Origin of the sequence: Flavobacterium psychrolimnae (assembly GCF_003312425.1) — a bacterium.
Taxonomy (GTDB): domain Bacteria; phylum Bacteroidota; class Bacteroidia; order Flavobacteriales; family Flavobacteriaceae; genus Flavobacterium; species Flavobacterium psychrolimnae.
This window is the reverse complement of record NZ_QNUX01000005.1, coordinates 156,222-178,688: the sequence shown is the minus strand read 5'-3', so window position 1 is coordinate 178,688 and position 22,467 is coordinate 156,222. Positions and strand designations below refer to the sequence as shown.

Sequence of the window (22,467 nt, the reverse complement as noted above, 5' to 3'; positions counted from 1 at the left end):
ATTTTTTATAGATAATTTATTATTTCAGTGTATTTATTACGGAATTACAACACATCATTACTACATCATATAGATGTAGTGCGCTATCTCATAAGCACTCTTATTAGTAGTAATACATAGATTTAGAATCTTATTTTACTGTTTTGATGTATTCATGTAGTATTTCTGTTTTAGCAACTATAACGTTGTAATTAATTACTTTGGCTCCACTAACTTTAACAAATCATTATTATATGAGAAATTTTATTTTTAGCTTTTTAGCACTCATTTTACTTCCGGCATATATGTCTGGGCAAGTAATTAAGGGAAAAGTACTGGATAAAAGTGGAATTGGGATCCCAGGAGCCATGATAATTGCAGATGATTCTAAAACTTCTGCAGATACCGACTTTGACGGTAATTTTATTATCAATGCCAAAGTAGGTGAAATATTAAAAATTAGCATGGTAGGTTTTGATGCTTTGTCGATACCTGCAACTGCGAATGTAATGAGTGTAACCTTGAATGAATCGAAAGACACTGAATTGAAAGAAGTGGTAATCATTGGTTATGGTTCTCGAAAAAAATCAGACAATACAGGGTCAATTTCGCAACTTTCCGCAACGGATATCACTAAAACTAAAGTACTGAATGCTACACAAGCGATTCAGGGAAAAGCGGCCGGTGTTCAGGTTATAGGGACTGATGTGCCTGGAAGCGCTCCTTCATTAATCATTAGAGGTATTGGTACATATGGTGCTGACAGAACGCCATTATTTGTTGTGGATGGTATTCCTACAAAGAATATTAATAATTTGAATTCCAATGATATTGCATCATTTGATATCTTAAAAGATGCGTCATCATTAGCAATTTACGGTAATCAAGCGGCTAATGGAGTTGTAATTATTACTACTAAAAAAGGAAAAGGAGACAAAACTACAGTTGAATATGATGGTTTTTATGGTGTTCGTACGCCACTAAAAACAGTTAAAATGGCTGGTTCTAACCGTTTTGCTTATTACTCTGATGTGGCAGAACAAAACACAAGATTCTCAACAGATCAACGTTATAATACGAATTGGTTTGATGAAATCACAAGATTAGGAATGTATTCTTCTAATAACTTATCAATTTCTGGCGCTTCTGACAAAATCAATTATTTATTCAGTTTGAACTATTATGACGAAAAAGGTGTTTTAGACGGATTGGATTTTAATCGTTTTACTTTTAGAAATAATAACGACTACAAGCTTTCGGATAAATTAAAAATCACACAAACTTTAAGTGGTTCAATCTCTAAGTCTACACCAAAACCATTATCTGCTTTTACTTCGGCTTACAAACAATCACCATTGGTACCAGTACGATATGACAATGGAAGATGGGGAATGCCAATTATTGGTGCTGATGGACAAGCATCAACTACTGGATCTTTGTTTAATAACGTAGGTAATCCAGTGGCTCAGTTAAACTATTTTACGGAGGAACAAAAAAATCTGTTGTTACAGGGAAGTATTGGATTGGAATACAAAATTTTTGAAGAATTGAAATTCACGTCAAGAGTTGGAGTGGAGTACAACACTTTCAAAAGGTTTTCTTACACACCTACACGTGAATTGTGGTTGGCCGCAGATCCTTCCAGAGATGTAGCTAATTACTCGGCTTCAGAGCCAATAAATGAATTGGTAACAGGAAGAAGTGATTACTTTAATTGGAACTTTGATAATTTCTTGACGTACAATAAAAAGTTTGCCGATATTCACGATGTTGAAGTAACATTAGGTATGTCAGCTCAAGAATTTGGAAGCCGTGAAGAATTAGAAGTAAGAGGTAGAAACGTACCTGAAAACTCTAACTATTGGAGTTTAAATCAGTCTAGCGCTCCATCTAATAATCTTGTAACACGACACGTTATTGGAAATCAAAGGAATTTAATTGGGTATTTTGCTCGATTCCAATATACATTAATGGAAAAATACCTTTTCACGGGTACGATTCGTAGAGATGGTTCTTCACAATTTGGTTCCGATAATAAATGGGGTAATTTCCCTTCATTTGGTTTAGGATGGGTACTTTCTAAGGAAAATTTCTTGGCGGAAAGCGAAACAATTAATTTCTTAAAACTACGTGGTGGTTGGGGAAGACTTGGAAATCAAAATGTTCCTATTAATCAACAAACTTTTTCTTCAGGTGCTGGTTTAGGATATGATTTTGGAGGTTCACTATATTCAGGAACTACTATTGGTGCATTTATTGACCCTACTTTAGGTTGGGAAATTACGGATGAGACTTCTGTTGGTTTAGACTTTAAAGCAATAGAAAATAAATTATCAGGATCTTTTGATTGGTATGATAAAAATACATCTAATGTAATTCTTAATGTTACACCACCTCTTACTGTAGGTACAGGGGCTACTCCAGCTCATGCCGGTGAAATCTCTAATACTGGATATGAAGTTTCTTTGCGTTGGGATGATAACATCAATGATGATTTAAAATATTGGATTGGTGCCAATTATTCGAATAATAAAAATGAAGTTTCAAAAGTATATAATCCATTAGCAATTAGACAAAATGGAGGTTCCATTAATAACGGACAGTTTACAAAACGATTGGAAGTAGGAGAACCTTTAGGAAGTTTCTATTTGTTTGAGGTAGCAGGTTACGATGCAAATGGTAATTTTACTTATTTTGATAAAGACGGCGGAATTACTTCTAATCCAGTGGAAACAGACAGAAAATTCTTTGGATCTTCATTACCAACATATTATTATGGTATGAACTTAGGTTTTGAATACAAAAACATTGATTTTTCAGTAGATGCTTACGGAGTGGGCGGAAACAAAGTATATAACGGTAAAAAAGCACAACGTTTTGGTAACGAAAATATTGAAGCAAGTATTGCTACGGATTTTTGGACACCAACAAATACTACCGCTGGAAATCCGGCACCGTTTAATTCAGTTCCGTTATCTTCAGATTACTATTTAGAATCAGGGGCTTTCCTTAGAGTAAACAACATTACTTTAGGATATACATTACCTAAAATAACAAATTCTGTTTCTGCAGTTCGTATTTATGCAAGTGCAATAAATCCATTTATATCTCAAAAATTCACTGGATATTCTCCAGAATTGAATAATGATGGTGATCCAATGGGACTGCAAGGAATTGAGTTAGATGCTTATCCTACATTGAGTTCATTCATTATTGGTGCTAACGTAAAATTTTAATAAGATGAAAAGAATATTTATACCCTTAACTTTAGTGGCTGTAGCGCTGCTTTCCACTAATTGTTCCAATGATTTTATAGAAGTCGCTCCGACAGAAAACATAGCCGAAGCCGATTTATTAACGATTTATAATAATAATGATGGAGCAAAAAGCTTTGTCACGGCTATTTACAGCAACGCTTTGAGTTTTAGTGCGAGTTCTTTCTCATGGAACGGATTAACCAGTATGACTTCAGATGATGCTGATAAAGGATCAGATCCAGGAGATTCAGGAACAGATAAAGACAAATGTGATGCACTGACTTTAGATGCTACTTCGTTATCCGTCCAAGAAGTTTTTGAAACTAATTATCAAGGGATAAGTAAGGCCAATATTGCCCTAAACTACCTTCCGAGATTAGACAAAGCGGATGCCGCTGTTGTGGCTCGATTAACAGGTGAAGCTAAATTTCTTCGTGCTCTAATGTATTTTAATTTGGTAAGATGTTATGGTGGTGTGCCAATTGTGGATCATGTTCCGGTACCATCATCAGCTGAAGATACGGATATGACATTAATACGCAAATCGAAAGAAGAAGTATATAAATTCATTGAAACAGATTTGTTAGCGGCAATTGCGGCACTTCCTGAGAAATCAGGTTACGCAATTTCTGATTTGGGAAGAGCTACAAAAGGCGCTGCTCACGCTTTATTAGCTAAAGTATATTTGTACCAAGGTAATTGGCAAGGTGTCAAAGACCAATGTGCTGCTGTAACAGGATATAATTTAGTTACCGATTATGCTACAATTTGGAGAGAAGTTGGAGAAGATAGTGTTGAATCTATTTTTGAAATCCGTGGTTACGGAGGAAATCCATCTCAAGGGATTGAAGGGTATATGGTTTCTCAAGGAGCCAGAGGAACAAGTGGCTGGGGTTGGGGTTTCAATACACCAACTGCAAGTTTAGCTAATTCGTATGAAGCAGGCGATGTAAGAAGAGACGCTACAATTGTTTTTGCTGGCGAGACCATGTGGGACGGCAGAGTGGTTTCTCCGCTTGTTGCTAATCCGAGATATAATGAAAAAGCGTATGTAAGTAATACCAAAGAAACATTCAATGGTGATTGGGAAACTACTAAAAACATTCGTGTACTGCGTTTTGCTGAAGTATTGTTAATGCAAGCTGAAGCAGCAAATGAAAGCGGTACTGGTGATGTAACCGGACCTTTAAACAGAGTCAGAAACAGAGCCGGTTTAGCCAATACAACCGCTGTTGGACAAGTGGCTTTAAGAGCTGCTATTAGAGCAGAAAGAAGACATGAATTGGCTTTTGAGCATGACAGATGGTTTGATATCGTTAGAACAGGTCAAGCAAAATCAGTTATGGCGGCTGATGGAAAAACTTTTGTAGAAGGAAAACATGAATTATTTCCTATTCCTCAAAAATTCATCACACAAGCTAATGGAAAAGCGACACAAAATCCAGGATATTAATTAAAAAATCCAGCACCTTTTCTCTTTCCTGATGTATTTCAGGAAGGAGTTAGAGGGAAGGATAAACACATAAAAAATCTAAAAATGATTAAATTTTCAGCTTTATTTATGCTCTTTACGTTTCTTGGTTGTGATTCTTCTTCACCAAGCACAGATAATGGTCCCGTAGTTACACCGCCAGTTACTGTTCCTCCAGTTGTAAAATTAACGGATGATGAATTGTTAGATGTAGTTCAAAAACAAACCTTCGCTTATTTTTGGGATTATGCTGAGTCAAATTCAGGTATGGCCAGAGAGCGATATATTCCTCAGGATCCTTCATTTGATCAAAATATTGTTACTACAGGTGGTTCTGGTTTTGGACTTATGGCGATTGTTTCAGGAATGTCTCGTGGTTATATTTCAAAAGCACAAGGAGCAGACCGTTTAAACAAAATTGCTAATTTTTTGAACACTGCAGAGCGTTTTCACGGTGCATGGCCACATTGGATTAACGGTACTACAGGTCGTGTAATTCCTTTTGGAACTAAAGATAATGGAGGTGATTTAGTAGAAACTTCTTTTCTAGTAGCCGGAATGATAACTGTTCGCGAATACTTTAAAAACGGAACAACCGAAGAAAAGGCAGTAGCCCAAAAATTCGATGCGTTATGGAAAGGAGTGGACTGGCAATGGTACACTAACAATCAAAATAAGTTATTCTGGCATTGGTCTCCAAATTACAATTGGGAAATGAATTTCCCACTGGAAGGCTATAATGAATGTTTGATTACGTATGTCATGGCAGCGGCTTCGCCAACACATGCAATTGCTCCAGCAGCGTATCACGAAGGTTGGGCAAGAAGTGGCGGCATCGTTTCAGCCAAAACGAAATACAATCTCCCTTTGATTTTAAAACACAATGGTGCCGAAGAATTTGGTGGACCTTTATTTTGGGCTCATTATTCTTATTTAGGTTTAGATCCAAATCAATTGTCGGACAAATATGCTAATTATTGGGAGTTGAATTCCAATCATACTAAAATCAATTACTTATATGCTGTGGCTAATCCAAAAAGTTTCAAAGGATATGGTGCTAATTATTGGGGATTGACAGCTTCGTATTCTCGTAATGGCGATGGCTCTATAGGTTATGATGCGCACATGCCAAGCAATGATAAAGGCGTTATTTCACCAACGGCTGCGATAAGCTCGATAGTGTATACTCCACTGGAAAGTAAAGCATTCATCCGTAATTTATATGAAAATTATAAAACGGAAACTTGGGGTGTAGCGGGATTTTATGACGCACACAGTCAGCATTATCAATGGACAGCACAACGTTATTTGGCGATAGACCAAGGACCAGAAATGGTTATGTTGGAGAATTATCGTACAGGTTTATTGTGGCAGTTGTTCATGAATGCTCCGGAGGTAAAACAAGGTTTGATTAATCTTGGTTTTCATTCTGGTAAATATGGTTTTTAACCAAATTCATCCAAAGAAATACTAATAATTATTTGTAATTAATAAAATATAAAACATGAAAAATAGTATAAAAATATTTTGTCTGACTACTGTGTTTTCAATGCAGTTATTGACAAGTTGCTCAGATAATGTCGACAGTAATGAGCCATTAGAATATCCTCCAATAGGTTCTTACAATACATCTGATGATGTAAATGCAGAAAATTTAGTTGCAAAATGGAGTTTCGACAATAGCATTGCTGATACAAAAGGCGGACTTACCGGAACTGGAAAAAATGTAGCTTATACCGAAGGGATTAAAGGACAGGCTTTTCAAGGGTCTAACGCACAGGAACGTTATGCAGTTTACAATAATGCAACTGCTGTGGGTGCGTTAAGTAGTTTTAGTTTCAGTTTTTGGATGAAATCCGGACAAACCGTTCCTGATGGTGGTGCTCCGGGACAAGGAAAAGGGATTCAAGGAATATTTTCTTTAGTAAATCCAGCGGGTTTTTGGGGAGGATTAAACTTGTTTCTGGAAAATCCTGATAATGCAAGACCTAATACTCTTCGTTTGAAAATGGGAATTGAAAATAAAAGAGTGGCTTGGGGAGGACAAGGTCCAATTTTTAATATTGACGGAGCAATTGATACTTGGATTCAAGTAGTTTTAACCTATGATGCTGTAACTTCGAGATACACCGTTTATAAAAACGGAGAAAAAGGAACAACCAGTATTTACGGAACACCTTATGGTCCTTTTACTGATGTAACTGGTTCTTGTGTTCTTTACGGCGATAATCCTGGTGGTCCTGACGGAAGCAATGGAAATCCTAACAACGCTCCTTTATACGGTGCATTGGTTTTTGCAACTCCAAATTTATCACAAGTAGTGATTGGATCTAATCAATTTAGTACTTCACCATCGTTAACAACTACACACGGAGACGAAGGTTGGGCTACTGATTATGCCGGATTGCTGGACGAAATGAGAATTTATAAATCAGCTTTAAACGCAAGCGAAGTAGTTGCTCTTTATAAATTGGAAAAAACAAACAGATAATAATTCATAAAGTAAAACAGATTGCTCCTTTTTAAAAGCAATCTGTTTTTTTAATTCTTTTCTAATGAATCCAAAGCTTATTTTTCTTTTCCTGATGGCAACCCAATTTTCGTTTTCACAAAATGATGTAATTGGTACCTTAAAAACCGAAATCGTTCAAAAACTTGAATTAGCGTACGCTTTACATATTCCGAAGATTACAAAAGATAAAAAGCCACTGATTGTTTTTCTTCATGGTTCTGGTGAAAAAGGAACCGATATCGAAAAAGTAAAAGAGCATGGGCCCTTCAAGTATTTAAAGAATCACGAATTAGACGCGTATGTTTTGGCACCGCAATGTCCGGAAAATGAATATTGGAATGAGGAAGTATTGTATCGTTTGATTTTAAAAATCCAGAAAGAAAATAACATAGACAGTAATAGAATTTATCTCACAGGTCTCAGTATGGGAGCTTGGGGCGCTTGGAATCTAGTTGTTGCACATCCTGAAACCTTTGCTGCTTTGGTGCCTATTGCAGGATATGTAGATAGAATTCCAATGATTGAAAATTGTAAAATCGCAACCATTCCAACTCGGATTTTTCATGGATTACTGGACGATGTCGTAAATGTAGAGTATTCGATTGCGATGTATAAAAAATTAAAAACCTGTAATACTAATGTGGCGTTGACAATTTTTGATGATGCCAATCACGACAGTTGGTCACGAGTATATGACAACCAAGAAATTTATGATTGGATGTTCAAACAAATAAAAAACAGACAAAATGAAAATTAAATTGATCATACTACTTTTTGGAATTTCGCTTTTTGGCTACAGTCAAAAAAAGACATCTAAAAAGGAGGTTAAAATTAAACCGAAAACAGAATTCGTAGCAGAGTTACTTTCGAAAATGACTTTGGAAGAGAAAATTGGACAATTAAATTTACCAACTTCAGGTGATATTACTACCGGTGCTGCCAGTAGTTCGAATGTGGCTAAGAATATCGAAGATGGTAAAGTAGGTGGTTTATTCAATATTAAATCAGTTCAGAAAATAAAAGAAGTACAGAAAATTGCTGTTGAAAAAAGCCGATTGAAAATTCCGTTACTTTTCGGTATGGATGTCATTCACGGTTACGAAACGACTTTTCCTATTCCACTGGGATTGTCAGCTACTTGGGACATGAAACTAATTGAACGCTCTGCCCAAATCGCCGCCAAAGAAGCAAGTGCCGATGGAATCAACTGGACGTTTTCGCCGATGGTGGATATTTCTCGTGATCCACGTTGGGGAAGAGTTTCTGAAGGTTCAGGTGAAGATCCGTTTTTGGGAAGCGAAATTGCAAAAGCAATGGTGAATGGCTACCAGCAAAATGATTTGTCAAAAAACAATACCATTTTATCGTGTGTAAAACATTTTGCTTTGTATGGCGCGCCAGAAGCTGGACGTGATTATAATACGGTAGATATGAGCCGAATAAAAATGTATAACGATTATTTTCCGCCTTACAAAGCGGCTATCGATGCAGGAGTGGGTTCAGTAATGGCGTCTTTCAATGAAATTGATGGAATTCCCGCTACTGGAAATAAATGGTTAATGACCGATGTTTTAAGAAAACAATGGGGATTTAAAGGTTTTGTCGTAACTGATTTTACCGGAATTCCGGAAATGATTGAACACGGAATGGGCGATTTGCAAACCGTTTCTGCATTGGCTTTGAATGCCGGAATTGAAATGGATATGGTGGGCGAGGGTTTCTTAACAACGTTAAAAAAATCAGTAGAAGAAGGTAAGGTAACTATTGAACAAATCGATAATGCAACCCGTCTTATTTTGAATGCGAAATATGATTTGGGATTGTTCCATGATCCGTACAAATATTGTGATGAAAATAGAGCGAAAACAGAAATTTTCACAAAAAACCACAGAGCCGAAGCACGAGCAATTGCAGCACAATCGTTAGTATTGTTAAAAAATAACAATCAGTTACTTCCTTTGAAAAAATCAGGGACGATTGCTTTAATCGGACCATTGGCTGATGCCAAAGAAAATATGGCAGGAACTTGGAGTGTGGCTACTAATATGGATAAATCCATTTCATTAGTAGCAGGAATCCAAGAAGTGGCTGGGAAGGATACGAAAGTGCTTTACGCCAAAGGGAGCAATTTGGATTATGATGCTGCTTTCGAAGAAAAAGCAACTATGTTTGGGAAAACCTTACACCGTGATACCAGAACTTCGGAAGAATTATTGGCAGAAGCCTTAAAAATTGCTAATCAATCGGATGTTATTGTAGCAGCTCTAGGTGAATCAGCAGAGATGTCTGGAGAAAGCAGCAGCAGAACGAACTTAGAGATTCCGCAAGCACAAAAAGACTTGTTACAAGCCTTATTAAAAACAGGAAAACCGGTTGTGTTAGTTTTATTTACAGGACGTCCGTTGGTTTTGGTGCAAGAAAACGAAACAGTTCCGGCTATTTTGAATACTTGGTTTGCAGGAAGTGAAGCGGGAAGTGCTATTGCTGATGTTTTGTTTGGAAATGAAAATCCTTCCGGAAAATTAACGGCTACGTTCCCAAGAAGCGTTGGTCAAGTACCTATTTATTACAATCAAAAAAATACGGGAAGACCGTTAGGGAATAAAGAAGGTAAGTTCGAAAAATTCAGATCTAATTATATCGACGAAAGAAATGAACCTTTATATCCGTTTGGTTTTGGATTGAGTTACACCACATTCGATTACTCGAATTTGAAAATTTCATCTGATAAAATGAACTTCAATGAAAAAGTAAAAGTAACAGTTGATATAACCAATACTGGGAATTATGAAGGTAAAGAAGTAGTTCAGTTGTACATAAGAGATGTAGTGGGTTCCGTTACAAGACCGCTAAAAGAGTTGAAAGGATTTCAGAAAATTGCCCTTAAAAAAGGAGAAAAACAAACGGTTACTTTTGAAATTTCTGTCGAAGAATTAAAATTTTATAATTCGGATTTACAGTTTATCGCAGAACCTGGTACTTTTCAGGTTTTTGTAGGTACGGATTCGAACACGGACACAAAAGTTAGTTTTGATTTGATTAAATAGATTTGGTTTGTTTATTTATGATCGGCCCTTCAGTATTTTTACTGAAGGGTTTTTTTTTAACAAAAAAACGGTATTTGTTAAAACTCATACAGTCTAAAACAGCTATTTTATTTACTTTTATCAATTCAAAAAAATCATCTAAAAATGAAGTATTTATTTTCTCTTTTTCTGCTCTTTCTTTTCAATTTTGGCAATGCCCAAAGTGTTCAGTCGCCATCGGGTAAAATTGCCTTAAATTTCAAATTAGGAACAAATGGTCAACCTTTTTATTCCGTAAATTACAAAAACAAAGCGGTCGTTTTAGAAAGTGCTTTAGGTATTAAGTTAAAGGAAAAACCAGCTTTAGATGCAAATTTTGAAATACTGACTTCAAAAACTTCAAGATTCAACGAATCTTGGAAACCAGTTTTAGGAGAACAAGCTAGTATTTTAAATCACTATAATGAACTTAATGTTTCGCTTATCAACAAGGAAACTAAGGTGAAAATGAATGTCATTTTTAGAGTTTTTGATGAAGGAGTTGCTTTCAGATATGATTTTCCAAAACAAGCGGAGTTGAATTATTTTATCATTTCTGATGAGGTTACCCAATTCAATTTAACTGAAAACAACAAAGTATTCTGGATTCCCGGAGATTTCGATAGCAATGAATACGAATACAACGAAACTAAATTTTCTGAAATTGATAATAGCAAAATCAATATGAACAACGGAATTGGAGTAAAATCGATTCCAGGGAAATACATGGTTCAAACACCTTTAATGATGAAAGCGCCATCAGGTTTGTATCTCAATATTTTTGAAGCTGCGGTTGTCAATTATCCAGTAATGCATTTGAATGCTGATGTTACAAATTATAAATTAAAAGCCGAATTAGTTCCGAATGCTATTGGTGACAAAGCCTATTTGCAAACGCCTTGCGTATCGCCTTGGAGAACCATAATGATTAGCGATGATGCGCGAGATATTGTGGCTTCTAAAATGATTTTGAACCTAAACGAACCGTCAAAATTAGAAGATACTTCTTGGATAAAACCCATGAAATATGTTGGAATTTGGTGGGAAATGCACGTAGGGAAATCTACTTGGGATTATGCCGGTTCTCAAAACGCCACTAATTTTGCTGATGCTCCAAAAGCGTCTGGAAAACACGGTGCTACTACCGAAAATACCAAACGATACATTGATTTTGCCGCAAAAAACGGTTTTGATGGTGTATTGGTAGAAGGTTGGAATGTAGGTTGGGAAGATTGGAATGGAAACTGGAAAGAGGAAGTTTTTGATTTTACAACGCCGTATCCGGATTTTGATATTGCTGCTCTTTCGGCTTACGCCAAAGAAAAAAACGTTAAAATGATTATGCATCATGAAACATCTGGTTCTGTTAGTAATTATGAAAGACATTTAGATCGCGCTTTTGATTTGATGAAAAAATACGAATATCCAGCAGTAAAATCTGGATATGTGGGTAAAATTATTCCGCGTGGCGAGTTTCATGATGGACAATCGATGGTGAATCATTTCAATTTTATAGTAAAACGCGCTGCGGATTATAAGATCATGATTAACTCTCATGAATCGTCAAGACTAACCGGTTTTGGAAGAACGTATCCTAATTATATCGCTGCCGAAGCGGCTCGTGGGAATGAATTCAATGCCTGGAGCGTTGGAAATCCACCAGCCCACGAAACCATTTTGCCTTTTACCAGACAATTGGGTGGACCTATGGATTACACGCCGGGAATTTTTGAAGTAAAGATGAGTTATTACGACAAAAACAAAACAGAACAGGTTCACACTACTCTTGCTAAACAATTGGCTTTGTATGTAACCATGTATTCGCCGTTGCAAATGGCGGCTGATTTATTAGAAAATTATGAAAAATACCCAGATGCTTTTCAATTTATCAAAGACGTTGAAATGGATTGGGATGAAAGTAAATATTTAGAAGCGGAACCAGGTGATTATGTTACAGTTGCCCGAAAAACAAAAGGAAAAGAAACTTGGTTTTTAGGAGCAATCACAGATGAGAATGCCAGAACATCAGAAATAAAGTTAGAATTTTTAACCAAAGGAAAAAAATACAAAGCTATCATTTATGAAGATGCTAAAAATGCTGATTGGAAAAACAATCCAATTGCTTATAAAATAAGAACGATGACGGTGACCAGCAAATCAAAAATTAAGTTGAATTTGGCTCCGGGTGGAGGAACGGCAATCAGTTTTGAACCGATAAAATAATAAGGATGTCCTGCAAGAACTTTAAACTTGCAGGATTTTTTTTTGAATCTAATATAAATTATTCGTTTGGAATTACGAAATTGCGACAGCAACCAAAACCAAAATTATAAAGAAGAATACCAAAAAAAGCCCAAATTTATTATGAAAAAATCATTTGTTTTAGCCGCACTTTTATTTGGTGGAATCACCGTATTTGCGCAAACTAAAGACGAACAAACTTTAAAGGAAATTTACAAATCTTCCTTAACTAATGCCAAATGTTATCCTTGGCTGGGTCATTTATCAAATACCATTGGTTCCCGATTATCAGGTTCTACAGGAGCAGAAAAAGCTGTTTTGTATACTAAAGCACAATTAGAAACGCTGGGGTTAGACAAAGTGTATCTTCAGGAAGTAATGGTGCCAAAATGGGTTCGTGGCGAAAAGGAAATCGGGTATTTACAATTGGGTAAACAAAAGATTGCTTTCCCAATTTGTGCCTTAGGAGGTTCTGTAGCAACGCCAAAAGCTGGATTGAATGCCAATGTGATAGAAGTAAAAAGTTTAGAAGAATTAGCCGCACTTGGTGAAGCAAAAGTAAAAGGAAAAATAGTTTTTTTTAACAGACCAATGAATCCTGAGTTTGTAGAAACATTTAAGGCCTACAGTGGTTGCGTGGACCAGAGATCATCAGGAGCTAGAGAGGCAGGAAAATTAGGTGCTTTGGCTGTGATTGTTCGTTCAATGAACTTAAGATTAGATGATTTTCCGCATACAGGTGCAACTAATTATGAAGACATTTCTAAAGAGCAACGCATTCCAGCAACTGCTATTAGTACCAACGGTGCCGAACTTTTGAGTAAAAGTTTGAAAGCCAATCCCAATGCAACTTTTTACTTGAAACAATCTTGTGAAACATTTGCTGATGTTTTATCCTATAACGTTGTTGGTGAAATGACTGGTTCTGAACATCCTGAAAGAATAATGGTTGTTGGAGGTCACCTTGATTCTTGGGATCTTGGAGATGGTTCTCATGACGATGGCGCTGGATGTGTCCAAAGTATGGAAGTATTGAATATATTCAAAAATATTGGATACAAGCCTAAAAACACATTGCGTGTGGTATTGTTTATGAACGAAGAAAATGGTGTTCGAGGCGGAAAAGAATATGAAACACAGTCCAGTAAAAAGAACGAAAACCATATTTTTGCTTTAGAAAGTGATTCGGGAGGGTTTTCTCCAAGAGGTTTTTCAATTGAAGCTGATGAAGCTAATTTCAACAAAATCAGTAGTTGGGCAACGTTATTCGAACCTTATTTAATTCATAAATTTGTAAAAGGACATTCCGGTGTTGACATTGGTCCATTGCAATCCAATCACATTGTAAAGGTAGGATTACAGCCAGATTCTCAGCGTTATTTTGATTATCATCATGCTGCCAATGACACTTTTGATGCTGTCAATAAAAGAGAGTTGGAACTAGGAGCGGCAGCAATGGCTTCTTTACTTTATTTGATAGATCAAAACGGTATTGCAAAATAAAAACATACTTATTCTTGAAGGTGCTAAATTCTCAATATTTAAAAGAAATTGTGAATGTAGCGCCTTCATTTATTTTACTCTCCACGGCGATTCTTCCGCCTAAACTAGTGATGTGATTGTAAACTAAATACAATCCAATACCATTGCTGTCTATGTTATTATGGAATTTTTCATACAGTCCAAAAATCTTATCTCGAACTATATCCATGTCAAAACCGAGTCCATTATCCGAAAAAATTAATTGATTTACTCCGTTGACTTTTCTGGATCGGATGGTAATAATGGGTGCTTGATGTGGTTTTGAATATTTAATGGAATTAGTGAGTAAATTCAAAAAAATACTTTTGATATACGCTTTGTTAAAAGTAACATTATCAAATGCAGAGAAGTCAATATTAATAACTGCTTTTGAATCGCGGACTAAAGAATTTATTGAAGTAAGCACTTCATTAAGGGATTGATTCAAATTTATTTCTTCAATTTGAGTGTTAATACTCTCGTTTTCTACTAATTGATCAATAGAATCATTTAAAGTTTGTTTTAAATTTTCACTGGTTAATTTAAGAATTTCTACTAACTCTAACGTTTCCGGATCATTGATTTTTGAAACATCAATAAGGTTGAAAACAGAAAGCATATTGTTTATGGGAGACTTTAAATCATGAGATGTTTTATGAGATAAAACAGTTAATTCTTTGTTGATTTGCGTCAAATTTGCAATGAGCAAATTACGCTCTTCTTCTATTCTTTTTTTATGGGTGATGTTTTTGGCAATTGCATACACTAATTTCTCCGACTCAACAGGCATTGATGTCCATGATAACCAGACAATTTCCCCGCTTTTAGTTAAATAGCGGTTTTCAAAATTCAAAAGCGGTTTGTTTTTATAAACTTGTTCTCTGGTTTCTATGGTAATTTGGAGGTCAGGTGTATAAACAAAGCTGCTGATTGGTCGAGAATATAATTCCTCTTCCGTAAAACCTAATAATTTTGAAACAGCCGGATTTATTCTTTTAAAAAAGCCATCAAATCCTGCAATACATATAAAATCAGCTGAGATATTAAAAAAATTATCAAAGTGATAGTCTGTTTTTAAAGAAGATATAGTGGTGTTGTTTTTGGTCATTTATAATTTTAAGGAATTATATTGTATTAAAATTAAGTAATTTGAAACAAGTAAATTCGATGGATAAATTTAACTAATTAAAATTTAAAAAAAAGGAAAAAAATCAAATAATCAAACAGTTGTTAATTTTATAGAATTTGATTTTTTTTAAAATCAAATTCACAAAAAAAGCTATCATAAATGACAGCTTATTTAATTTTTGATAGAGGATAAATTAAATTCTAAAAATTCCTCCGAAGGCAATTATTCTCTGAAAAAAGAAAAAATCTTGTGAGGCACTATCTTCGGTACTTTGTGTAGTTCGTATATCTTGCATGTTGATATAACCTCCTTTAAGTTCTCCTTGAATATAAAAGTGTTTGAAAAAAGTAACATTCAGTCCAGCTTTCAAAGAAGTTCCAAAACCGGAAACATGAAAATCATCATGACGTTCTTTTCCTAACAAGGTTGTGTTCGTTTTTGGATACAAAAGACCAAAACCAACTCCCTCAGTTAAATTGACTTGAATTTTATCAGTATTTTCAATTTTGAATAATGACGATATATCATCATGTCTTGAAAACTCAGTATTCACATAATTCAAACCATCGGTATGCTCATATTTCAGAAACTCTTCAGTCAAAAGCACTTGATTATTGGCTAATAGCTCATCGTAAGATCCAGGATTTGGATAATAGCCATTGATGTCCACAGCTTTGTTTTGAGCCATGACATATTTCATGTGATCCACACCAATAGCCACACTATAATGATCGCTTACAAAATATCCCATTCTAAAATTAGTTTGAGGAATAGTCATTCTGGATGGATTAATATAATCAACATGCCAACCTTTTGGTTTGTCATGCGCTGGAACATTTTCTAAGGTAAAGTTGTAATCTTTACCTCGAAAAGTGATGTCTGATTTGGAGTAACTGTCTCTGTTTCCTCCCCATGAAATAAAAAATTTCCCTTTGTTATGAGTGGTATATTTATTTTGAATTTCTGTAGTTTCCTGTGCAATTGTGTTATTGGTAAATAAAATAATAAGGAATGCGGAATATAATAAAAAATGTTTCAATGAATTTGGGGCCTAAATTTAAAATGTATTAATTGTTTTTCTAATGGCAACTAAATTAGTCATTAAGGATTCGAAATAATCTAAATGCAACATATTTGCACCATCGCTTTTTGCATTTGCAGGATCAAAATGGGTTTCAATAAAAATTCCATCTACGCCTACAGCAATACCAGCTTTGGCAATAGTTTCAATCATATCTGGTCTTCCTCCAGTTACACCAGCCGTTTGGTTGGGTTGTTGCAGCGAGTGCGTAACATCAAGAATAGTGGTAGCATATTGTTGCATGGTAGGTATTCCTCTAAAATCAACAATCATATCTTGGTAGCCAAACATCGTTCCTCTATCCGTAACCATCACGTTTTCATTGTGACAATCCAATACTTTTTGAACTGCATGTTTCATACTTTCCGGACTCATAAATTGTCCTTTTTTCAAGTTGACCACTTTTCCGGTGTTGGCAGCAGCCACGACTAAATCAGTTTGGCGCACTAAAAAAGCAGGGATTTGCAACACATCAACATATTGAGCAGCCATATCAGCATCTTCATTCGTATGAATATCCGTAACAGTTGGAACGTGAAAAGTCTCTGAAACTTTTCTTAAAATTTTCAATGCTTTTTCATCTCCAATTCCTGAAAAACTGTCAATTCTAGAGCGATTTGCTTTCTTGAACGAACCCTTAAAAACGAAAGGGATTTGTAAATTATCAGTAATACCAACTAGTTTTTCGGCAATTCGCATTGCCATTTCTTCCCCTTCAATGGCGCACGGCCCAGCTAGCAGAAAGAAATTACCACTATCAGTATATTTAATTTGTGGAATATGTTGTAGGTTCATAGTATGATTTTTTAAAGGTGCAAAGGTAGTTATGATTTACGATTTACGATTTACGATTTCCAAATAATTTGAGGCATTAACTTTTTTTTAGGAGCTGTTTCCTGTCTCGTCATTAGGACGAGATTACAATCTCCCTGAAAAACGGGAGGATTTCCACTTCCATCGGGGCTAGGGAATTGGTAAACATGGATGTTATGGGATTTTAAAGTGATTATTTTTTCAATGTAAGTCCCACTGGAACCATCAAAACTCCTTTTTCATAGATGTTTAAGTAGAGTAGTACTGGCTTTTTTTGCCCAGCCCACTTTATTTCAAATACCTCTAAAAATCCAGCGCCAAGTTCACTTCTTTTTGTTGGAAACGGACAACAGCTTTCTAATTTGGTAAACGTAATTTTTTCACCATTAGGTCCCGCCAACGCATTCAAAAACCGACCTTGATTGATTGTTTCGTTTTTAGTGTTGTTAAAGAAAATATTGATTGGATAATCTTTATCGTAACCATATTTTTTGTCTTTACTGTATTCAGTAATCACAAAAGTATTGTCTTTTGAAAGAGTAAGATTTGGCGCTTTATCATCTGTGTTTTTCAGAGTAGATTGTGTACTGGAGCAAGAAGCCATACTAATTAGTAAAGCAATAAAAAGGATCGATTTTTTCATATTTAAAATAAATTTATAAGGTCAAAATTCACTTAATTCTACAAATAACTGTATTTAATTGAATACATTTTTTTAAACATGTAAGACATATAAGTTTTTAATTTGAATAAAATCAAGTATAGTCAGTAGTTCATTTAAGCAAAGTCATTCAATCTTACAAAGAATATTTTTAACTTATATTGCTTTTAACTCTAATTTGACAAACAACCTTTTTAGCTTAAATGACTTATATGTTTAAAATTAAATACTTTTCATTTTAGAATATAGCGGTATAATTCAGATTGCAATTACAATACCAAGTAATTACAGAGGTACAAATATATACAGAAGTTTAGACCTAATGCGAGTTTCAGCAGTAATTTGGAGCCGTTTTTTACTGATTTTATAATTTCTCTTACTATCTCATAAAATGCTTCTTATCTTTGCACAAAAAAACAATATGGATATTATTTTTCAAACATGGTCTTGGTACGTTTCAGGTTTTTTAATCGGCTTGATTATGTTAGCACTTATATATTTTGGAAAGTCTTTCGGGATGTCTTCTAATTTGCGTTCGCTTTGTTCGATGGCCGGTTTAGGAAAACGAGTCGCTTTTTTTGATTTTGACTGGAAAGCGCAACGTTGGAATTTAGTAGTCGTTCTTGGTGCTATGCTTGGTGGTTTTGTTGCTGTTCATTTTATGAGTGATGCTTCAAATGTGGACATTAATCCTGAAACAATTGAGCAATTAACGACACTGGGTATTGATGCTCCAAACGGAAAATTAATGCCGGATGCTCTTTTTGGAACAGCTATTTTAGAATCTCCAAAAAGTATTTTAATACTGCTTATTGGCGGTGTTTTGATTGGTTTTGGCTCTCGTTATGCTGGTGGTTGTACTTCTGGACATGCCATTTCTGGGTTGAGTAATTTACAAATTCCTTCTTTGAAAGCGGTAATTGGATTCTTCATCGGTGGACTGATTATGGCGCATTTTTTATTGCCATTAATTGTAAATTAGGCAAGCAATCATCATTTAAAATTTAAAATAAAAAGCATGAAAAATATACTAAAATATCTATTGGTTGGATTTGTTTTCGGAATTGTCTTGACCAAATCAGAGGCCGTTTCTTGGTATCGCATTTATGAAATGTTCCAATTTCAGTCGTTTCACATGTACGGAATTATTTCTGTGGCTATCTTGACAGGAATTATTGGGATTCAAATCATAAAAAGAAATAAAATCAAAGACATCAAAGGAGAATCTATAGAAATTCCGGATAAAGAAAAAGGATCTGCACGTTACTGGATTGGCGGATTGTTTTTTGGTTTAGGTTGGGCATTGGTTGGTTCTTGTCCGGGACCAATATTCATCTTACTTGGTGCAGGTTTTTGGACTATTATTATAGTGCTTTTCGGAGCTCTTTTGGGAACTTATTTATATGGGTTATTGAAAAATAAATTACCTCATTAATCGAAAAACATCTGATCTCAATGTAGCATTTTCTCATGGAAATGCTACTTTTTTTTGTTTAATTTCAAAATACCAATAACAATCAAATATTGCGCAAGTAAATAAGTTGCCATAATCAGGAAGGAACTGTATTGCAACAGTGCATAAAATTTATCAAAGGCCAAAATACTGTCAGATGCTACAAAAACGATAGCGCCAATTAAAATGTATATGCTGGCAGGTTTATGCCAATTCATAAAGCCTTTCAATGCAAATAACAACATAATTGAAATTGTCAGCGCGTAAACAAAAACCGGAATTTTTAGGTCACCCAAACTTGGTAACAAAATCAGCATCATTACAATTAAATAAAAGGCAATTGCTGTAACTCCTATCCAGAAAATGATTTTACTTTTCTTTAAATAAATCTTTAATTGTTTGCTAAAAAGTATGATATAAAAAATATGCGAAAGTAAAAAAGCAATCAATCCTGCAATAAAATATAATTCTCCTTTATCAGTAAACATCAAAATAATATCACCAATCCACGACAAAGTCAAAGCTGTCAAAAGAACTTTTTTGGTGATGAATCTTTCATGTACATAAACTGCCAGAATTAAAAACGGCAATAAAAACGGTTTCAGAAACCAGGCGATTTCTTCTTTTCCAAAAAGAATTATCAAAAGATAGACTAGACTAAACCCGATGAAACTCTTTAATATTATGTTGCTTTTCATTTTTTATTTTTAAGATTGAGCTACAATCATTGTTTCTTTTTCAAAATTAATGGTGACAAAATATACCGTTACAGCCAACGATAACAGGAGATAACCGCCTATAATATAACTCGCAAAAGGAAAGAGTTGATTCATCCCAAACCAATCTCCAAAATAGAAAATTAGCCCAATTCCAAATACAAACCGGATACTTTCCCAAAACACAGAAATTTTTCGGGTGTCCATCAGTTCAGTGTAACTGTAAACGGTCAGGAAGATGAATGCTCCGTAAATAAAAACATTTGGCAAACCTATTAACGCGATTGAATTGTAAAGGTAACTAATAAGTAATAACGTAATTATTGCTTGAAATAAAGACCAGTACATCAGTTTTTTAGAATGTTGGACGCCGTATTTTTCAAAATCATAAACATTGGTGATTTTTGTAACGGGATATCTTTCTTCAAAATTTTCTGGACGCCAGCCTGTTGGTTTAAACCAAATAGTAAATTTGTCTTTCCAGTTTTCGGCACGCCAAGCATCTGTAATCAGCAGCCATAAATGTTGAAAATTAATCCGAATTGGATTCCAGGTTCTTGCTGGTCTTGTGATTCCAAAAACAGGAGGAACAGCTTCTAATTCCGCTTGAAAAGTGCCAAACAATTTATCCCAAATAATGAATATTTGTGAATGATTTTTGTCCATGTATTCAGGATTTATGGCATGATGAACCCTATGATGGGAGGGAGAAACGAGTATGTGTTCCAGAAAACCAATTTTCTTAATGTGCTTGGTATGATACCAGAATTGGAGGAATAAATGAATAGGAAGTGTTATTGCAATCACTTTGGAGGGAACTCCTAAAAGAGCTGCTGGAATCAATAAAAAGGTAAACAGATTGACAAAACTGGAAACGGGTTGGCGTAGGGCACAGGCCAAATTGAATTCCTCACTACTGTGATGAATCGCGTGTTTGTTCCATAAAAAATTAATTTGATGCGACAAACGATGACTCCAGTAGCCATAAAAATCTATCGCGATAAATCCAATAAAGTAGGTGAAAAAAGTAGCTTCAAGATCAAATAAAGCTATTTTAGAGGCAATCCAATCGTAAGAAACAAGCGTGATGCTAAGTCCTAAAACATCTTTTAGGGAATTTACCATTCCAGAACTTACGCTGGAAACAGAATCCATATTAGGTGAAGTATCTTCCCCTTTGTAATGCCCATATATTTTCTCGATGATAATCAATATCAAAAATATGGGCATTGCAAAAACTAAAAGTTTACCGTATTCTTCCATAAAAACACTTTTTATTATTCAAATATAGAATAAAAGAGAATGTTTTTGAATTATTCACAGTAATTTATTTCTAGTGGAAGTTTTTACTGTACTTAAATTATCTCCGCATTTAATCCTGCTTGTAATAATTGAGTGCATTGCGGTTTTAATTTATCATAAGGACCCGTTTTTACGGTACACTTTCCGTTGTAATGTACAATTAATGAACATTGTTCTGCTTGTTCCGGAGTGTGATCACAAACGCGAATGAAAGTTTCAATGACATGGTCAAAAGTGTTTACATCATCGTTGTAAACGACTATTTCATTGTCTAAACTAATTGATTCTTTTACACTTACTCTTTCTCTTACTTTTTCTTTAGTACTCATTTTGTAGGTTTTTGTACTTTCGTAATTAATAAAAAATAGTACTACTAATTTACATATTTTAAAGACACCCAATTGTTTCTTTCAAATTTTTTAACATACGTTAATCCTTTTTCAGTACAAGAAGCATCTATAAAAGGGATGTCTTCCTGATAGAAACCGCTTAAAAGTAGCGTTCCATTAGGATTTAAACTGTCTACATAACTTTGCATATCGTTCAACAAAATGTTTCTGTTTATGTTGGCAATAATCAAATCGTATTTTTTGCCTTCTAATAATGCTGCTTCACCTTCATAAACTGTTATGTGTTTACAATTATTGCGTTGTGCATTTTCAATTGAATTCAAATAACACCAGTTATCAATATCAATGGCGTCAATTGGTTGGGCTCCTTTCATCTCGGCAAGTATTGCTAAAATGGCAGTTCCGCAGCCCATATCCAGTGTTTTCATTCCGGTAACATCTATTTCTAATAAATGCTGAATCATCATGTGGGTTGTCTCGTGGTGACCTGTTCCAAAACTCATTTTTGGTTCGATGACAATATCAAATTCGGCATCTGTTTTTGGGTGAAAAGGGGCGCGTACATGACAATTTCCATCTACATCGATTGCTTCAAAATTCTTTTCCCATTCTTCATTCCAGTTTACCTGTTCGATTTCTTCAAATGTATAATCGATAGTAAATTCATCTGATTGTAAAATATGAATGTCATCAAGAATCATTTCATCCCATAAATCCTTTTGTACAAAAGCTGAAATCCCAGTTTCAGTTTCCGTAAAACTCTCAAATGCTCTTTCTCCCAGTTCTGCGATTAATATTTCAGAACCTAGTTCTTTAGGCTCAATAGTAAAATGGTACCCAATATATATGTTTGACATGCTTATTTTTTTTGCAAAGGTAACAATCACTATTTAAACGGCATTTGTAAATCAAATTT

Annotated in this window: 18 protein-coding genes; 10 read left to right on the top strand and 8 right to left on the bottom strand. The window is 34.9% G+C overall.

The features are described 5' to 3' along the window. The first annotated feature begins 233 nt into the window (after positions 1-233). From DR980_RS07305 to DR980_RS07270, 8 genes are all read left to right on the top strand, one after another. A complete protein-coding gene (locus DR980_RS07305) occupies positions 234-3,215 on the top strand; it encodes a SusC/RagA family TonB-linked outer membrane protein (RefSeq protein WP_113634569.1) in 2,982 nt (993 codons plus the stop codon). A 4-nt stretch (positions 3,216-3,219) separates the two neighbouring features. Further along, on the top strand, positions 3,220-4,689 hold the full coding sequence (locus tag DR980_RS07300) for a RagB/SusD family nutrient uptake outer membrane protein (protein WP_113634568.1): 1,470 nt from the start codon (positions 3,220-3,222) through the stop codon (positions 4,687-4,689). A gap of 84 nt (positions 4,690-4,773) precedes the next feature. Continuing rightward, complete coding sequence (locus DR980_RS07295) at positions 4,774-6,156, top strand: glucoamylase family protein (RefSeq protein WP_113634567.1); 1,383 nt, start codon at positions 4,774-4,776, stop codon at positions 6,154-6,156. A 55-nt stretch (positions 6,157-6,211) separates the two neighbouring features. After that, positions 6,212-7,198, top strand: a complete 987-nt coding sequence (locus tag DR980_RS07290) for a LamG domain-containing protein (RefSeq protein WP_146779226.1) — start codon at positions 6,212-6,214, stop codon at positions 7,196-7,198. 64 nt (positions 7,199-7,262) lie between these two features. Beyond that, a complete protein-coding gene (locus DR980_RS07285) occupies positions 7,263-7,976 on the top strand; it encodes a carboxylesterase family protein (protein WP_113634565.1) in 714 nt (237 codons plus the stop codon). Further along, a complete protein-coding gene (gene bglX / locus DR980_RS07280; RefSeq protein WP_113634564.1) occupies positions 7,966-10,266 on the top strand; it encodes a beta-glucosidase BglX in 2,301 nt (766 codons plus the stop codon). Before DR980_RS07285 ends, bglX begins: the two co-directional genes overlap by 11 nt. Before the next feature lie 144 nt (positions 10,267-10,410). After that, positions 10,411-12,507 carry a glycoside hydrolase family 97 protein gene (locus DR980_RS07275; protein ID WP_113634563.1) on the top strand — a complete coding sequence of 699 codons (2,097 nt, stop codon included), beginning with the start codon at positions 10,411-10,413 and terminating at the stop codon, positions 12,505-12,507. A gap of 141 nt (positions 12,508-12,648) precedes the next feature. After that, on the top strand, positions 12,649-14,028 hold the full coding sequence (locus tag DR980_RS07270) for a M28 family peptidase (RefSeq protein ID WP_113634632.1): 1,380 nt from the start codon (positions 12,649-12,651) through the stop codon (positions 14,026-14,028). Between the two features lie 31 nt (positions 14,029-14,059). Here the strand turns inward: DR980_RS07270 and DR980_RS07265 are convergent, their stop codons facing one another. From DR980_RS07265 to DR980_RS07250, 4 genes are all read right to left on the bottom strand, one after another. Further along, entirely contained in the window at positions 14,060-15,154 is a 1,095-nt protein-coding gene (locus DR980_RS07265) for a PAS domain-containing sensor histidine kinase (protein ID WP_113634562.1), read from the bottom strand. Positions 15,155-15,368: 214 nt separating this feature from the next. After that, positions 15,369-16,214 carry a hypothetical protein gene (locus DR980_RS07260; RefSeq protein WP_113634561.1) on the bottom strand — a complete coding sequence of 282 codons (846 nt, stop codon included), beginning with the start codon at positions 16,212-16,214 and terminating at the stop codon, positions 15,369-15,371. A gap of 18 nt (positions 16,215-16,232) precedes the next feature. Beyond that, positions 16,233-17,051 carry a 3-deoxy-8-phosphooctulonate synthase gene (gene kdsA, locus DR980_RS07255; protein ID WP_113634560.1) on the bottom strand — a complete coding sequence of 273 codons (819 nt, stop codon included), beginning with the start codon at positions 17,049-17,051 and terminating at the stop codon, positions 16,233-16,235. A 211-nt stretch (positions 17,052-17,262) separates the two neighbouring features. Then, positions 17,263-17,712: a 2-dehydro-3-deoxyphosphooctonate aldolase gene (locus tag DR980_RS07250; protein ID WP_113634559.1), complete on the bottom strand. Its 450-nt coding sequence runs from the start codon at positions 17,710-17,712 to the stop codon at positions 17,263-17,265. Positions 17,713-18,151: 439 nt separating this feature from the next. Here DR980_RS07250 and DR980_RS07245 point away from each other — a divergent pair, with 439 nt between their 5' ends. Together DR980_RS07245 and DR980_RS07240 are read left to right on the top strand one after the other, a co-directional pair. Continuing rightward, positions 18,152-18,712: a YeeE/YedE family protein gene (locus DR980_RS07245; RefSeq protein WP_113634630.1), complete on the top strand. Its 561-nt coding sequence runs from the start codon at positions 18,152-18,154 to the stop codon at positions 18,710-18,712. Positions 18,713-18,748: 36 nt separating this feature from the next. Beyond that, positions 18,749-19,165, top strand: a complete 417-nt coding sequence (locus DR980_RS07240; protein WP_113634558.1) for a DUF6691 family protein — start codon at positions 18,749-18,751, stop codon at positions 19,163-19,165. 44 nt (positions 19,166-19,209) lie between these two features. Here the strand turns inward: DR980_RS07240 and DR980_RS07235 are convergent, their stop codons facing one another. The 4 genes from DR980_RS07235 to prmA all read right to left on the bottom strand — a co-directional run bounded on the left by DR980_RS07235 (position 19,210) and on the right by prmA (position 22,408). Next, positions 19,210-19,881, bottom strand: a complete 672-nt coding sequence (locus DR980_RS07235) for a lysoplasmalogenase (protein WP_113634557.1) — start codon at positions 19,879-19,881, stop codon at positions 19,210-19,212. 9 nt (positions 19,882-19,890) lie between these two features. Next, a complete protein-coding gene (locus DR980_RS07230; protein ID WP_113634556.1) occupies positions 19,891-21,162 on the bottom strand; it encodes a sterol desaturase family protein in 1,272 nt (423 codons plus the stop codon). A 92-nt stretch (positions 21,163-21,254) separates the two neighbouring features. Next, a complete protein-coding gene (locus tag DR980_RS07225; protein ID WP_113634555.1) occupies positions 21,255-21,530 on the bottom strand; it encodes an ATP-dependent Clp protease adaptor ClpS in 276 nt (91 codons plus the stop codon). Positions 21,531-21,574: 44 nt separating this feature from the next. Further along, on the bottom strand, positions 21,575-22,408 hold the full coding sequence (gene prmA / locus DR980_RS07220) for a 50S ribosomal protein L11 methyltransferase (RefSeq protein WP_113634554.1): 834 nt from the start codon (positions 22,406-22,408) through the stop codon (positions 21,575-21,577). Between the last annotated feature and the right edge of the window lie 59 nt (positions 22,409-22,467).